The following is a 15,862-nucleotide window of genomic DNA, read 5'->3' as shown; positions in this document are numbered from 1 at the left end:
ACTTTGCAGGGGCGTAGTTCCAATTGGTAGAACAGCGGTCTCCAAAACCGATGGTTGGGAGTTCGAGTCTCTCCGCCCCTGCCAGATTTACTTGTGTATTGAGTAGTCTGAGATTAAAAACCGGTTTAAATTAAGTCTGTTTTTAAGTTTAGATTTTAATGGATTAACTCTACCTAGGTGTAGAGTTGTTGTGTCTGTAGTTAAGGTAATAATATTATGAGCACGAATGTAGAAACACCATCAAGTGCGATGGAGTCAGTAAAGTGGTTAGTAGCAATCGCGCTACTTGCAGGCGCAGTTGTTGGTAATCATATGTATGCAGATCAATCTGTATTACTACGTGCTATCGGCGTTGTTGTTGCAATAGCGGCTGGATTAGCAATTGCCTCACAAACATTTAAGGGACGTAACTTTCTTGCTTTCGCTAAAGAAGCTCGAATTGAAGTACGCAAAGTTATTTGGCCAACTCGCCAAGAAACTACCCACACGACATTAATTGTAATGGTTGCAACAGTGATTATGGCGCTTATCCTTTGGGGATTAGATGGCATTTTATTCCGCGCTGTTGGCTTTTTAACTGGATTGGAGATCTGATCCCATGTCGGATGAGAACGAGAACAAAGAAATTAAATTACGTTGGTACGTAGTACAGGCTTTTTCTGGTTACGAAAAACGTGTAGCACAAACATTAATCGAACATATCAAAATTGAAGGTCTTGAAGCGAGCTTTGGCGAGATATTAGTACCAACTGAAGAAGTTGTTGAGATGCGTGCCGGTCAAAAGCGTAAGTCTGAGCGTAAATTCTTCCCAGGTTATGTATTAGTACAAATGGATATGAACGACGCAAGCTGGCACTTAGTGAACAGTACTGAACGCGTAATGGGTTTCATTGGTGGAACGTCTGATCGTCCTGCGCCAATCAGTCCTAAAGAAGCAGAACGCATTCTTAATCGTTTACAAGAAAATGCTGAAGCACCTAAACCTGCAACATTATTTGAACCAGGTGAAGTTGTACGCGTTACAGATGGACCATTTGCAGACTTCAGTGGTGTAGTTGAAGAAGTTGACTACGAAAAAAGCCGCGTAAAAGTATCTGTACTTATTTTTGGTCGTTCTACGCCAGTTGAACTTGAGTTTGGTCAAGTTGAACAAGATAAGTAATTGATTAAAAAAGCTTCGTCACTATTTTTGTAAATTTTGGCACGAAGCTTGAAAAAGGCCGTTGATTATCTTATAATCAGCGGCCTTTTTGTATTAAGGTAAAATTAATTTTTACTATACAAAAAGTACGAAACCAATTTTTAAACTGGGAAGCCGCTAGAGTACGCGTCCTCGCGCGCACAAGGCTAAGACCCACCTAATGAGGTATTTATAATGGCTAAAAAAGTTGAAGCTCTAATCAAGCTACAAGTTGCCGCTGGTATGGCTAATCCTAGTCCTCCAGTTGGTCCAGCACTAGGTCAACACGGTGTGAACATCATGGAATTCTGTAAAGCGTTTAACGCACGTACAGAATCTATTGAAAAAGGCGCTCCAGTTCCTGTAGTGATCTCTGTTTACGGCGACCGTTCTTTTACGTTCGATATGAAAACACCACCTGCAGCTTACTTACTTAAGAAAGCAGCTGGTATCAAATCAGGCTCAGGCCGTCCTAACACTGATAAAGTAGGCACTGTAACTCGTGCTCAACTTGAAGAGATCGTTGAGACAAAACGAGCTGACCTTACAGCGGCTGATATGGACGCTGCGGTTCGCACTATCGCAGGTTCTGCGCGTGCGATGGGCTTGAACGTAGAGGACTAAGAAATGGCTAAATTAACTAAACGTATGCGTACTATCCGCGAAAAAGTGGAAGTAACAAAAGATTACGAAATCAATGAAGCAGTTGCTCTTTTAAAAGAGTTAGCGACAGCTAAATTCGTAGAAAGTGTTGACGTTGCCGTTAACCTTGGTATCGATGCTCGTAAATCTGATCAAAACGTTCGTGGTGCAACTGTACTACCTAACGGTACTGGTCGTGACGTTCGTGTTGCTGTATTCACACAAGGCGCTAACGCAGAAGCTGCGAAAGAAGCTGGTGCTGAATTAGTAGGTATGGAAGATCTTGCTGAGCTAGTTAAAAAAGGCGAGATGAACTTTGACGTTGTTGTTGCATCACCAGACGCTATGCGTGTTGTTGGTCAACTAGGTCAAATCTTAGGCCCACGTGGTCTAATGCCAAACCCTAAAACTGGTACTGTAACGCCTAACGTTGCAGAAGCAGTTAAAAATGCTAAAGCTGGTCAAGTACGTTACCGTAATGACAAGAATGGTATCATCCATACTACTATTGGTAAGGTTGATTTCACAGCTGAGCAACTTCAACAAAACCTTGAGTCACTAATTGTTGCACTTAAGAAGGCTAAGCCTTCTCAAGCTAAAGGTGTTTACTTGAAAAAAGTAACTATCTCTACAACAATGGGCGCAGGTGTTTCTGTTGACCAAAGCACTTTAAGCACAGTAGTAGCTTAATTTAGTGTTTACATGGCGTGAAATTTGTACTATAATTTCGCGCCATTTTGTTGATTAATTTATTAGTCAGCAAAGTAAAGAATTCGGGTTGAAGTCCATAATTTCGTTAAGCCTTAGGTTTAACGATAAATTGGGCTTCCGTCCAAGACCGTAGGTGGCTTCGGCCTTAATATTCACCTACGTAGACGGTGTAGACCCCAGATAGATTTTTCCTAATCCTTCTGGCTCTCGCCGTAAAAAGCATCTCTATCTTGTTTGATAGGGAAGAGTAGAACAGGGGAGTCCGATAATCGGTATCCCCATTAAACCAGGAGTAACACCCATGGCTTTAAATCTTCAAGGCAAAAAAGCAATAGTTGCTGAAGTCAACGAAGCAGCCAATGGTGCTCTATCTGCAGTTGTTGCAGATTCTCGTGGTGTAACAGTTGGCGCAATCACTGCCCTTCGTAAAGAAGCTCGTGCAAACGGTGTTTGGATGAAAGTTGTCCGTAACACTTTAGCAAAACGTGCTCTTGAAGGAACAGATTTTGAGTGTCTTTCTGATTCATTTGTTGGTCCAAGCTTAATCGCTTTCTCATCAGAGCATCCAGGTGCTGCTGCGCGTATCTTTTCAGATTTCGCGAAAAAGAATGAGAAATTCGAGCTTAAAACGGCCGCTTTTGAAGGAAATGTTGTTGATGCAGCAATGCTTGCTACATTACCTACATACGATGAAGCTGTTGCACGCTTAATGAGTGCTATGAAAGAAGCGTCTGCTGGCAAATTGTGTAAAACAATTGAAGCAGTACGTGTACAGAAAGAAGAGCAAGCTGCTTAATTTTAAGCTGTTTAATCACTTTCGGTGTAAAATTTATTTGGACTTAATGTCCGTTAATTATTAGGAAATTTGTAATGTCTGTATCTAAAGACCAAATCCTTGACGCAATTGCTGAAATGTCAGTAATGGACGTTGTTGCTCTTATCGAAGCAATGGAAGAAAAATTCGGCGTAACTGCTGCAGCTGCGATGGTAGCTGGTCCAGCTGCTGAAGCTGCTGAAGAGAAAACAGAATTTGACGTAATCCTTACTGGCGCTGGCGCTAATAAAGTTGCGGCAATCAAAGCTGTTCGTAGCGCAACTGGCCTTGGCCTTAAAGAAGCGAAAGCGCTTGTTGAAGCTGCTCCTACACCTGTTAAAGAAGGTGTATCTAAAGAAGAAGCTGAAGCTCTTGCTAAAGATCTTACTGAAGCTGGTGCTGAAGTTGAGGTTAAGTAATTTAGCTTTTGCTAAGTTCGCTGCCTGAGAAATCAGGCAAGGGCTGGTGATTATTTAATCACCGGCCTTTTTGCGCTATGGAGTGAACTACTCTTTTAGCGCAAATAAAATCTGATTTTTTCTTTACTTTCAACGCTTTATAGTTTGCTAGTGTTAAAAGGAAGACTAAGTTAGAACAACACTTAAATGTTGTAAAATCTTGGCATAGCTGCCAGTTAAGTCTGTTCTTACAAGAACAGGTCGGGTCAAAGAACAGCAAGCTGAGGAACCCCATGGCTTACTCTTATTCTGAAAAGAAACGTATCCGTAAGGATTTTGGTAAACGTCCACAAGTTTTGGATATACCTTTTTTACTGTCTACACAGTTAGAATCGTTTAAAAAATTCTTAGTGCCGGACGCTGATGGCGATCATGGTTTGGAAGCTGCCTTCCGTTCTGTGTTCCCTATTAAAAGCTACTCGGGAAATTCTGAGCTTCAATACGTAAGTTATCGTATTGGTGAGCCAGTTTTCGATGTAAAAGAATGTCAAATTCGCGGTGTGACTTATTCTGCTCCACTTCGCGTGAAACTGCGCCTTGTTGTTATGGATAAAGAAGCGCCAGGCACAGTTAAAGACATTAAAGAGCAAGAAGTTTACATGGGCGAAATTCCGCTCATGACCGATACCGGTACCTTTGTAATCAATGGTACAGAGCGTGTTATCGTTTCTCAGCTACACCGTAGCCCTGGTGTATTCTTTGATAACGACCGCGGTAAAACTCATTCATCAGGTAAAGTACTTTATAACGCACGCGTTATTCCTTACCGTGGTTCATGGTTAGACTTCGAATTTGATGCAAAAGATAACTTATATGTACGTATTGACCGTCGTCGTAAATTACCGGCGTCTATCATCCTACGTGCACTTGAGTACTCTAGTGAAGAAATCCTAGAAATCTTCTTCGACAACACGACGTTTGAAGTAGCGAACGGTAAAGTTCTTATGGAACTTGTGCCTTCACGTTTACGTGGTGAAACTGCCGCTTTTGATATCAAGAGCGAAGACGGTGAAGTATTTGTTGAAAGCGGTCGTCGTGTTACGGCTCGCCACATCAAGAGCATCGAGAAGAAAGGCATTAACCGTCTAGAAGTACCTCATGAGTATATTATTGGCCGTATTATAGCTAAAAACTACGTTGACGAGTCAACGGGTGAAGTTATTGCTAGCGCGAATGATGAATTAACTCTTGAGCTAATGGCTGAGCTAGTTAAAGCTGGTTACACTAAAATTGATACGTTATATATCAATGAAGTGGACAGCGGTGCTTACATGTCAAATACATTGAACATTGACTCTTCAAGCAGCCGTTTAGAAGCATTAGTAGAAATTTATCGCATGATGCGCCCAGGCGAGCCACCGACGAAAGACGCGGCTGAAGCCTTATTCCAGAACTTGTTCTTCTCTGAAGAACGTTATGACTTATCTACTGTAGGTCGTATGAAGTTCAATAGCCGTGTTGGTTACGATACAGACACAGGCCCTGGCACATTAAGCAAAGAAGACATCGTGTCTGTTATGAAAGTATTAATTGCTATTCGTAACGGTCAAGGCGATGTTGATGATATCGACCACTTAGGCAACCGTCGTATACGTAGTGTTGGCGAAATGGCTGAGAACCAATTCCGTGTTGGTCTAGTACGTGTAGAACGTGCTGTACGTGAGCGTTTAAGCTTAGGTGACCTTGACGCGATCATGCCACAAGATCTTATTAACGCTAAGCCTATTTCGGCAGCGGTTAAAGAGTTCTTCGGCTCGTCTCAGTTATCACAGTTTATGGACCAAAATAACCCGCTATCAGAAGTTACACATAAACGTCGTATCTCTGCATTAGGTCCGGGCGGTCTAACTCGTGAACGCGCAGGCTTTGAAGTACGTGACGTTCACGTAACTCACTATGGTCGCGTATGTCCAATCGAGACTCCTGAGGGTCCAAACATCGGTCTAATTAACTCATTGTCTACGTACGCACGTACCAATGACTACGGTTTCTTAGAAACACCTTACCGCAAAGTGGTAGACGGTGTTGTAACTGATGAAGTTGATTATTTATCAGCCATTGAAGAAGGTCAGTTTGTTATCGCACAGGCGAATTCAAACTTAACTGAAACCAATGAGTTTGTTGATGAACTTATTCCATGTCGTCACAAAGGTGAATCTACCTTTATGGGTCGCATGGACCAGCAGTATATGGATGTATCACCACAACAGGTGATCTCTGTAGCGGCAGCACTTATCCCGTTCCTAGAACACGATGATGCTAACCGTGCATTGATGGGTTCAAACATGCAACGTCAAGCAGTACCAACATTGAAAGCGGATAAACCGTTAGTAGGTACTGGTATTGAGTTAACACTAGCGAAAGATTCTGGTGTAACGATTGTTGCAAAACGTGGTGGTGAAGTAATGTATGCTGACGCAAGTCGCATCGTTGTTAATGTACATGAAGAAGAGCGCATCCCAGGTGAAGCGGGTATCGACATCTACAACTTAACCAAATACACACGTTCTAACCAAAACACATGTATTAACCAAAAACCAACGTGCATGGTTGGCGAACCGGTTACTCGTGGTGACGTGTTAGCAGATGGTCCTTCGACTGACTTAGGTGATTTAGCCCTTGGTCAAAACCTTCGCGTGGCATTCATGCCATGGAACGGTTATAACTTCGAGGATTCAATCTTACTATCAGAGCGCGTAGTTGAAGAAGATCGTCTAACGACAATCCATATTCAAGAACTACAGTGTGTTGCCCGTGATACTAAATTAGGTCCTGAAGAGATCACTGCAGACATCCCGAACGTGGGTGAATCTGCACTAGGCAAGCTTGATGAATCAGGTGTTGTATATATTGGTGCTGAAGTTAAAGGCGGCGATATTCTAGTAGGTAAAGTGACTCCTAAAGGCGAAACACAGCTGACACCTGAAGAGAAGCTTCTACGAGCTATCTTCGGCGAAAAAGCGTCTGACGTTAAAGACAGCTCTTTACGTGTACCAAATTCTGTAACTGGTACTGTAATTGACGTACAAGTCTTCACCCGTGATGGTGTTGAAAAAGACAAACGTGCGTTAGAAGTTGAAGACATGCAGCTTCGCGAAGCGAAGAAAGACTTCAACGAAGAGTTCCGTATTTTAGAAGCTGGCGTTTTAGGACGTGCTCGCAAGTTACTTGTTGATGCAGGCTTCGATGAAGACAAACTAACGTCACTGAATGCTGAAAAACTACTTACTCAAAGCCTTGCACAAGAAGACAAGCAAGCTGAACTTGAGCAACTAGCTGCACAGTACGATGAGCTTAAAGCTGAATACGATAAAAAGTTTGAAAACAAACGTCGTAAAATTACCCAGGGTGATGACTTAGCACCAGGCGTACTTAAGATTGTTAAAGTATACCTAGCTGTTAAACGTCGTATCCAACCAGGTGATAAAATGGCGGGTCGTCATGGTAACAAAGGTGTTATCTCGACTATCGTACCAGTAGAAGATATGCCATACGATGATAAAGGTCGTACGGTAGATATCGTATTGAATCCACTAGGTGTACCATCGCGTATGAACATCGGTCAGATCCTTGAAACACATATGGGTCTAGCTGCACGTGGTATCGGTGAACGAATTGAAGAAATGATGAAAGAACAACGTGAGCTTCATGAGCTACGTGAATTCATCAAGCAAGCCTACGAAATTGGTGAATCTCGCCAAGTTGTAGACATTGCTAGCTTCACTGATGACGAAATTCGTCGTCTAGCTGAAAACTTAAAAGGTGGTTTACCAATAGCTACTCCTGCATTTGATGGCGCGAAAGAAAGCGAAATCAAAGACATGCTAGAGCTTGGTGGATACCCAAGAAGTGGTCAGGTTACACTTTATGATGGCCGAACTGGCGATCAGTTTGAACGCCAAGTAACCGTAGGTTACATGTACATGCTGAAACTGAATCACTTAGTTGATGATAAGATGCATGCACGTTCTACTGGTTCTTACAGCCTTGTTACTCAGCAGCCGCTGGGTGGTAAAGCACAGTTCGGTGGCCAGCGTTTTGGTGAGATGGAAGTATGGGCACTTGAAGCTTACGGTGCTGCTTACACTCTACAAGAAATGCTAACAGTGAAATCGGATGACGTGAACGGTCGTACTAAGATGTATAAAAACATCGTTGATGGTAACCATAAAATGGAACCAGGTATGCCAGAATCGTTCAACGTATTGTTGAAAGAAATCCGCTCACTGGGTATCAACATCGAGTTGGAAGAAAATTAAGCCAATTAGATGCTGTAGTTAACGCTGCAGCATCTGTTACGGCTGAATAGAATGTAGGGACGAGATTACCCGTCCTCAAGATTAACTCCGACAGGAGAGCTAAGGTGAAAGACTTACTTAAGTTTCTGAAGCAACAAAATAAGACCGAAGAATTCGATGCAATTCGCATTGGTCTTGCTTCACCAGACATGGTTCGTTCATGGTCATTCGGTGAAGTAAAGAAACCTGAGACTATTAACTACCGTACTTTCAAGCCTGAGCGCGATGGCTTATTCTGTGCCCGTATTTTCGGCCCAGTGAAAGATTATGAGTGTTTATGTGGTAAATATAAACGCCTTAAACACCGTGGTGTGATCTGTGAAAAGTGTGGCGTTGAAGTAACACTCACTAAAGTGCGACGCGATCGTATGGGTCATATTGACCTTGCGAGCCCAGTTGCACATATATGGTTTTTAAAATCATTACCGTCACGTATCGGCTTAATGCTAGATATGACACTTCGTGATATTGAACGTGTTCTTTACTTCGAATCATTCGTCGTAACTGAGCCTGGTATGACAACGCTTGAGCGTGGTCAGTTATTAGGTGAAGAAGAATACTTAGATGCACTAGAAGAACACGGTGATGAGTTTGAAGCGAAGATGGGTGCTGAAGCAGTTTTAGACTTGCTTCGTGAACTCGATCTTGCTCAATTAATTGCTGAGATGCGTGAAGAGTTACCAACAATTAACTCTGAAACTAAGCGTAAAAAAATCACTAAACGTCTTAAGTTAATGGAATCGTTCCACCAATCAGGTAATAACCCTGAGTGGATGATCATGACAGTACTTCCAGTATTGCCACCTGATCTACGTCCATTAGTACCACTAGACGGTGGTCGTTTTGCGACATCTGATCTAAATGACCTTTACCGTCGTGTTATTAACCGTAATAACCGTCTTAAGCGTCTACTAGATTTAGCAGCACCAGACATTATTGTACGTAACGAAAAACGTATGTTGCAAGAAGCGGTAGATGCGCTACTTGATAACGGTCGTCGTGGTCGTGCAATTACAGGTTCTAACAAGCGTCCTCTTAAATCTCTTGCTGATATGATCAAGGGTAAACAAGGTCGTTTCCGTCAGAACTTACTTGGTAAGCGTGTAGATTATTCAGGCCGTTCTGTAATTACAGTAGGTCCTACACTTAAGCTTCACCAATGTGGTCTTCCTAAGAAGATGGCACTTGAGCTATTCAAACCATTCATCTATGGCAAACTAGAGCGTCGCGGCATGGCTACGACAATCAAAGCAGCTAAGAAGATGGTTGAACGTGAAGTTCCGGAAGTATGGGATGTACTTGACGAAGTAATTCGTGAACATCCAGTATTACTAAACCGTGCACCAACACTTCACCGTTTGGGTATCCAAGCGTTTGAGCCTGTGCTTATCGAAGGTAAAGCGATTCATTTGCACCCATTAGTATGTGCGGCGTACAACGCCGATTTCGATGGTGACCAAATGGCGGTACACGTACCGTTAACAATCGAAGCGCAGCTTGAAGCTCGTGCATTGATGATGTCAACAAACAACATTCTATCTCCTGCGAATGGTGAACCAATCATCGTTCCTTCACAGGATGTTGTATTGGGTCTTTATTACATGACCCGTGATTGCATCAACGCTAAAGGCGAAGGCGCGATATTTAAAGATCCAAAAGAAGCAGAAAAAGCATACCGTAGTGGTAATGCAGACCTTCACGCAATCGTGAAAGTACGTATTAGCCAATCAGTTAAAAACGAAGATGGTGTAGTAGAAGACACTGTTACTGTTATCGATACAACTGTTGGCCGTGCAATTTTGTCTCTAATTTTACCAACAGGTATGCCGTTTGCGTCAATCAATCAGCCACTAGGTAAAAAGCAGATTTCTAGCTTATTGAACGAGTGTTACCGTCGCTTAGGTCTTAAAGACACTGTTGTGTTTGCTGACCAAGTTATGTACACCGGTTTCCATTATGCAATGAAGTCAGGTGTTTCTATCGGTATTGATGATTTAGTTATCCCACCGGTTAAAGCACAAATCATTGAATCAGCGGAAGCTGAAGTGACTGAAATCAACCAACAATTCCAATCAGGTCTTGTAACGGCTGGTGAGAAGTACAACAAAGTTATCGATATCTGGTCACGTGTAAACGAAAACTTATCACGTGAGATGATGGCTAACTTGTCGAAAGACACAGTAACCAACGCGAAGGGTGAAGAAGTAGAGCAACCGTCATTTAACTCAGTGTTTATGATGGCCGACTCAGGTGCTCGTGGTAGTGCCGCTCAGATCCGTCAGCTAGCAGGTATGCGTGGTCTAATGGCACGTCCAGATGGTTCAATCATCGAGACGCCAATCACCGCTAACTTCCGTGAAGGTCTAAACGTACTTCAGTACTTCATCTCAACGCATGGTGCGCGTAAAGGTCTTGCCGATACAGCACTTAAAACAGCGAACTCGGGTTACCTAACGCGTCGTCTAGTAGACGTTGCACAAGATTTGGTAATCAACGAAGATGACTGTGGCACAGAAGATGGCTTAACAATGAAACCGCTTATTGAAGGTGGTGATGTTGTAGAAGCGCTTCGCGAACGTGTTTTAGGTCGTGTTGTTGCTGAAGATATTGTAATTCCAGGTACTAATACAGTGCTTGTTGAACGTAATATCATGCTAGACGAAAAACTGTGTGATCTTTTAGAAGAGCATTCAGTAGATGAAGTTCGCGTACGTTCTGTTATCACTTGTGATAATGACTTTGGTGTTTGTGCTAACTGTTACGGTCGTGACTTAGCACGTGGTCATATCATCAACGCAGGTGAATCAGTAGGTGTTATCGCGGCACAATCAATCGGTGAGCCAGGTACACAGCTTACGATGCGTACTTTCCACATCGGTGGTGCGGCATCTAGAGCGTCTGCAGAAAATAATGTACAAGTTAAAACTAACGGTACGTTAAAACTGCATAACTCTAAATATGTATTAAATACAGACGATAAGATTGTTATTACTTCACGTTCAACGGAAATTACTATCATCGATAGTCATGGTCGTGAGAAAGAGCGTTATAAAGTACCTTACGGTGCGGTATTAACAGTTAAAGATAATGCAGAAGTTCAAGGTAACGACATCGTTGCTACTTGGGATCCGCATAGTCACCCAATCGTTCTTGAGCATAAATCAAAAGTATCGTTCAGCGATATTGATGACTCAAATACTGAAGCGCAGACTGATGAACTAACTGGTTTAACCCGTGTAGTTGTCAAAGACCTTGCTAAAGTTAATACAAAAGAACCTAAGCTTATCATCGAAAGTGAAGAGCGCGGCTTGCAAGAAACACGTCTTCCTTCATTCACAACGATTGAAGTAATTGACGGCGTTACAGCAAACCCTGGTGACGTGTTAGCACGTATCCCGCAAGAAGGTTCGAAAACTCGTGATATCACGGGTGGTCTACCACGCGTAGCCGACTTATTTGAAGCGCGTAAGCCAAAAGATCCAGCTATTTTAGCTGAGGTTACTGGTACAATTAGCTTCGGTAAAGAGACTAAAGGTAAGAAGCGTTTAGTTATTACTCCACCAGAAGGTGATCATTACGAAGAGATGATCCACAAGTGGCGTCAACTTAACGTGTTTGAAGGTGAGCAAGTGTCTAAAGGTGAAGTTATCGCCGATGGTCCTGAATCACCGCATGACATCTTACGCTTACGTGGTGTGACTCATGTTGCTAACTACATCGTTAACGAAGTGCAAGAGGTTTACCGTTTGCAAGGCGTTAAGATCAATGACAAGCACATTGAAACAATTATCCGTCAAATGTTACGTAAATGTACCATTATACACGGTGGTGATACTGACTTCCTAGCTGGTGAACAAATCGAAGTGGCGCGCGTAAACATCGCAAACCGTGACCTTGAAAAACAAGGTAAGATCCCAGCTAAGTTTGAAATCCAGTTAATGGGTATCACAAAAGCATCACTAGCAACAGAATCTTTCATCTCTGCAGCGTCTTTCCAAGAGACAACACGTGTTCTTACAGATGCGGCAGTGAATGGTAAGAGCGATGAGCTTCGCGGTCTGAAAGAAAACGTAATAGTGGGTCGTTTGATCCCAGCCGGTACCGGTTTTGCGTATCATCAAGATCGTATGGCTCGCCGTAAACAAAGCAAAGTAGTCGTAGAAGAGCAAACAGTAAGTGCAGAAGAGGCAACTCAAGCACTTACAGACGCCCTAAATGCTGATTTGTCTGGAAATCAATAAACTGTTCTTAATCAATGGATTAAGAAATAGTAAGGCAGTTATATACTGTCTTACTATCAGTTTAGGTTGACAGGTTAAACTTTGCTCATTAAAATTCCGCCACCCATTTACTTGTGTGCTCAATGCAGGCTTGTAAATAAAGGGCGGATTTTTTCTTTTTTCAGTAGTAATTTTAATTTCAGGAGCTATTTAAATGGCAACTATTAACCAGCTAGTGCGTAAGCCACGCCGTAGTAAGGTTACGAAAAGTAACTCAGCTGCACTTAAAGCGTGTCCGCAAAAGCGCGGTGTATGTACTCGCGTATATACAACTACACCTAAGAAACCAAACTCGGCGTTACGTAAAGTAGCTCGTGTACGTTTAACTAACGGTTTCGAAGTAACTTCATACATTGGTGGTGAAGGTCATAACCTTCAAGAGCATAGTGTAATCCTAATCCGTGGTGGTCGTGTTAAAGATTTACCAGGTGTGCGTTTTCACACTGTTCGTGGTGCACTTGACTGTGCAGGCGTTAGCGACCGTCGTCAAGCTCGTTCTAAATACGGTACTAAACGCCCTAAAGGCTAATGTTTTCCGTTAGTAAGGCCAAGCACTAAATATTTATAATTATTGTTTTGGGTGATTGACTCGAAAGAGCAACCCTGAATAAACCGGAGATACAAAATGCCTAGAAGACGCGTAATCGGTCAACGTAAAATTCTTCCAGATCCTAAGTTCGGATCGGAACTTCTTGCTAAATTCGTTAACATCGTGATGTTAGACGGCAAGAAATCTACTGCTGAAAAAATTGTTTATGGTGCGCTAGACGTGGCTGCTGAGAAATCAGGCAAGTCGCACCTAGAAATCTTTGAAACTGCACTTGATAACATCCGCCCACAGGTAGAGGTTAAATCTCGCCGTGTTGGTGGTTCAACTTATCAAGTACCAGTTGAAGTACGTCCAGTTCGTCGTAACGCATTAGGTATGCGTTGGTTAGTAGACGCTGCACGTAAGCGTGGCGAAAAATCTATGGGCTTACGTTTAGCTCAAGAAATCGTTGACGCTGCTGACAACAAAGGCACTGCGGTTAAGAAACGTGAAGACGTTCACCGTATGGCTGAAGCGAATAAAGCATTCGCTCATTACCGTTGGTAATCTGTCTTTAACCTTTAAGAGGATCATATGGCACGTACAACTCCACTTGAGCGCTATCGTAATATAGGTATTGTTGCTCACGTAGATGCAGGCAAAACCACCACAACAGAACGTGTTCTGTTCTACACGGGTCTTTCTCATAAGATCGGTGAAGTACATGATGGCGCTGCAACTATGGATTGGATGGAGCAGGAACAAGAGCGTGGTATCACAATCACTTCTGCTGCAACAACGTGTTTTTGGAAAGGGATGGATGCTCAATTTGACGCCCATCGTATCAATATTATTGATACTCCAGGACACGTAGATTTCACTATCGAAGTAGAGCGTTCTTTACGCGTACTAGATGGTGCGGTAGTTGTTCTTTGTGCTTCATCTGGTGTACAGCCGCAAACTGAGACAGTTTGGCGTCAAGCGAACAAATACGAAGTTCCGAGAATGATCTTCGTAAATAAAATGGATCGCACGGGCGCTGACTTCTTAGCTGTGGTTAGCCAGGTGAAATCTCGTCTTGGAGCAACGCCTGTTCCAATTCAGTTGCCTGTAGGCGCTGAGGACGACTTTAAAGGTGTTATTGACCTTATAAAAATGAAAGTGATTAACTGGAACGAAGCGGACCAGGGTATGACTTTCTCTTATGAGGCAATACCGGCAGAACTTCTGGAATTGGCTGAAGAATGGCGCTCTCATTTAGTTGAAAGCGCTGCTGAAGCCTCAGAAGAACTAATGGATAAATACTTAGAAGGTGAAGAGTTAAGTGAAGCAGAAATTAAAAATGCTTTACGTCAACGAACATTAGCTAATGAGATTGTTCCAGTTACTTGTGGTAGCGCATTTAAAAACAAAGGCGTTCAAGCTGTGCTTGATGGCGTTGTTGAATATATGCCGTCACCAGAACAAGTGAAACAAATCCAAGGTATCTTAGAAAATGGTACTGAGGAAGAACGTCCGGCTAATGATAAAGCGCCGTTTGCTGCACTCGCTTTTAAGATTGCAACAGACCCGTTTGTTGGGACCTTGACCTTTTTCCGTGTTTACTCTGGTACTGTTAAACAGGGTGACACGGTATATAATCCAGTAAAAAGTAAGCGTGAGCGACTTGGCCGTATCGTACAGATGCATTCAAACTCTCGTGAAGAGATCAAAGAAGTTTTCGCAGGCGACATCGCGGCAGCTATTGGTCTTAAAGACGTAACAACAGGTGAAACACTGTGTGATCCGAATTCTATTATTACGCTTGAGCGTATGGAATTCCCTGAACCAGTAATCTCTATTGCGGTTGAGCCTCGCACTATAGCTGACCAAGATAAGATGGGGATCGCGCTAGGAAAACTAGCTGCTGAAGACCCTTCTTTTCGCGTACAAACTGACGAAGAATCAGGCCAGGTTATAATCTCTGGCATGGGTGAACTTCACCTAGATATCATCGTCGACCGTATGAAACGTGAATTCAGTGTTGAATGTAACGTTGGTAAGCCGCAGGTCTCATACCGAGAAGCTATTCGTTCAACTGTTGAAGTTGAAGGGAAGTTTATACGTCAGTCAGGTGGTCGTGGCCAATATGGACACGTTTGGATTAAACTTGAACCGATGGATATTACGGATGATGAGTCACCAATTTACGAGTTCGTTAACGAAACCGTAGGTGGGTCTGTTCCTAAAGAGTTCGTCCCTGCGGTAGACAAAGGTATCCAAGAGCAAATGTCTCAAGGTGTACTGGCAGGCTACCCATTACTTGGCGTTAAAGCGACTTTATATGATGGTTCATTCCATGATGTAGATTCGAATGAGATGGCATTTAAAATAGCAGGTTCACTGGCAATGAGAGATGGGGCGCTTAAAGCTAACCCTGTACTTTTAGAACCAGTAATGAAGGTTGAAGTACTCACTCCTGATTCAAATATGGGTGATGTAGTTGGCGACTTAAACCGTCGTCGCGGCATAATCGAAGGCATGGAAGATGCATTAGGTGGGCTTAAGCAAATTAATGCGCAAGTTCCTCTTTCTGAAATGTTTGGTTATGCGACTGCTTTACGATCTGCAACTCAGGGCCGTGCCTCATACTCTATGGAGTTTGTGAAGTACGCTGAAGCCTCTAAAAATGTTGCAGATACAATAATTTCAGCTCGCGCTGTTATATAATTTTAGCTTGTCTGGCTCAATAGTGAGTCAGGCTTTAATTTCTTTATTAGGAATTTTTTAAGATGGCAAAAGAAAAGTTTGAACGCGTAAAACCGCACGTAAACGTTGGTACAATTGGCCACGTTGACCACGGTAAAACTACACTAACTGCAGCAATCACTAACGTACTTGCAAAAGTATACGGCGGTGTTGCTAAAGATTTCGCATCAATCGATAACGCTCCAGAAGAGCGCGAACGTGG

General features: G+C 42.9%; 12 protein-coding genes and 1 tRNA gene. All 13 read left to right on the top strand.

All coding sequences use genetic code 11. The annotated features are described in order from the left end of the window. Window positions 1-7 precede the first annotated feature (7 nt). Window positions 8-84, top strand: a tRNA-Trp gene (locus H5119_RS08035). A gap of 132 nt (window positions 85-216) precedes the next feature. Beyond that, window positions 217-594 carry a preprotein translocase subunit SecE gene (gene secE / locus H5119_RS08030; protein ID WP_002958877.1) on the top strand — a complete coding sequence of 126 codons (378 nt, stop codon included), beginning with the start codon at window positions 217-219 and terminating at the stop codon, window positions 592-594. A 4-nt stretch (window positions 595-598) separates the two neighbouring features. Next, window positions 599-1,162 carry a transcription termination/antitermination protein NusG gene (gene nusG / locus H5119_RS08025; RefSeq protein ID WP_007378450.1) on the top strand — a complete coding sequence of 188 codons (564 nt, stop codon included), beginning with the start codon at window positions 599-601 and terminating at the stop codon, window positions 1,160-1,162. A gap of 213 nt (window positions 1,163-1,375) precedes the next feature. Beyond that, complete coding sequence (gene rplK, locus H5119_RS08020; protein ID WP_024610771.1) at window positions 1,376-1,804, top strand: 50S ribosomal protein L11; 429 nt, start codon at window positions 1,376-1,378, stop codon at window positions 1,802-1,804. 3 nt (window positions 1,805-1,807) lie between these two features. Further along, window positions 1,808-2,512 carry a 50S ribosomal protein L1 gene (gene rplA, locus H5119_RS08015; protein ID WP_182701850.1) on the top strand — a complete coding sequence of 235 codons (705 nt, stop codon included), beginning with the start codon at window positions 1,808-1,810 and terminating at the stop codon, window positions 2,510-2,512. A 322-nt stretch (window positions 2,513-2,834) separates the two neighbouring features. Beyond that, window positions 2,835-3,329 carry a 50S ribosomal protein L10 gene (gene rplJ, locus H5119_RS08010; RefSeq protein WP_002958881.1) on the top strand — a complete coding sequence of 165 codons (495 nt, stop codon included), beginning with the start codon at window positions 2,835-2,837 and terminating at the stop codon, window positions 3,327-3,329. 74 nt (window positions 3,330-3,403) lie between these two features. After that, on the top strand, window positions 3,404-3,766 hold the full coding sequence (gene rplL / locus H5119_RS08005) for a 50S ribosomal protein L7/L12 (protein WP_077536746.1): 363 nt from the start codon (window positions 3,404-3,406) through the stop codon (window positions 3,764-3,766). Between the two features lie 272 nt (window positions 3,767-4,038). Next, window positions 4,039-8,064: a DNA-directed RNA polymerase subunit beta gene (gene rpoB, locus H5119_RS08000; protein ID WP_182701849.1), complete on the top strand. Its 4,026-nt coding sequence runs from the start codon at window positions 4,039-4,041 to the stop codon at window positions 8,062-8,064. Window positions 8,065-8,168: 104 nt separating this feature from the next. After that, window positions 8,169-12,344, top strand: coding sequence for a DNA-directed RNA polymerase subunit beta' (gene rpoC, locus H5119_RS07995; RefSeq protein ID WP_182701848.1), 4,176 nt, complete (start codon window positions 8,169-8,171; stop codon window positions 12,342-12,344). A gap of 193 nt (window positions 12,345-12,537) precedes the next feature. After that, the gene (gene rpsL / locus H5119_RS07990; RefSeq protein ID WP_008165517.1) at window positions 12,538-12,912 is read left to right on the top strand and encodes a 30S ribosomal protein S12; all 375 of its coding nucleotides are present in this window, start codon (window positions 12,538-12,540) and stop codon (window positions 12,910-12,912) included. A 96-nt stretch (window positions 12,913-13,008) separates the two neighbouring features. Next, window positions 13,009-13,479 carry a 30S ribosomal protein S7 gene (gene rpsG, locus H5119_RS07985; RefSeq protein WP_010392135.1) on the top strand — a complete coding sequence of 157 codons (471 nt, stop codon included), beginning with the start codon at window positions 13,009-13,011 and terminating at the stop codon, window positions 13,477-13,479. Window positions 13,480-13,506: 27 nt separating this feature from the next. Then, a complete protein-coding gene (fusA, locus tag H5119_RS07980) occupies window positions 13,507-15,621 on the top strand; it encodes an elongation factor G (protein WP_007378455.1) in 2,115 nt (704 codons plus the stop codon). 62 nt (window positions 15,622-15,683) lie between these two features. Further along, a partial coding sequence (locus H5119_RS07975; RefSeq protein WP_259398941.1) for a GTP-binding protein occupies window positions 15,684-15,862 on the top strand: 179 nt, incomplete at its 3' end.

This window comes from Pseudoalteromonas sp. SG45-5, assembly GCF_014164085.1.
In the GTDB taxonomy this organism is placed as follows: domain Bacteria; phylum Pseudomonadota; class Gammaproteobacteria; order Enterobacterales; family Alteromonadaceae; genus Pseudoalteromonas; species Pseudoalteromonas aliena.
This window is presented reverse-complemented; position numbering and strand designations above follow the sequence as displayed.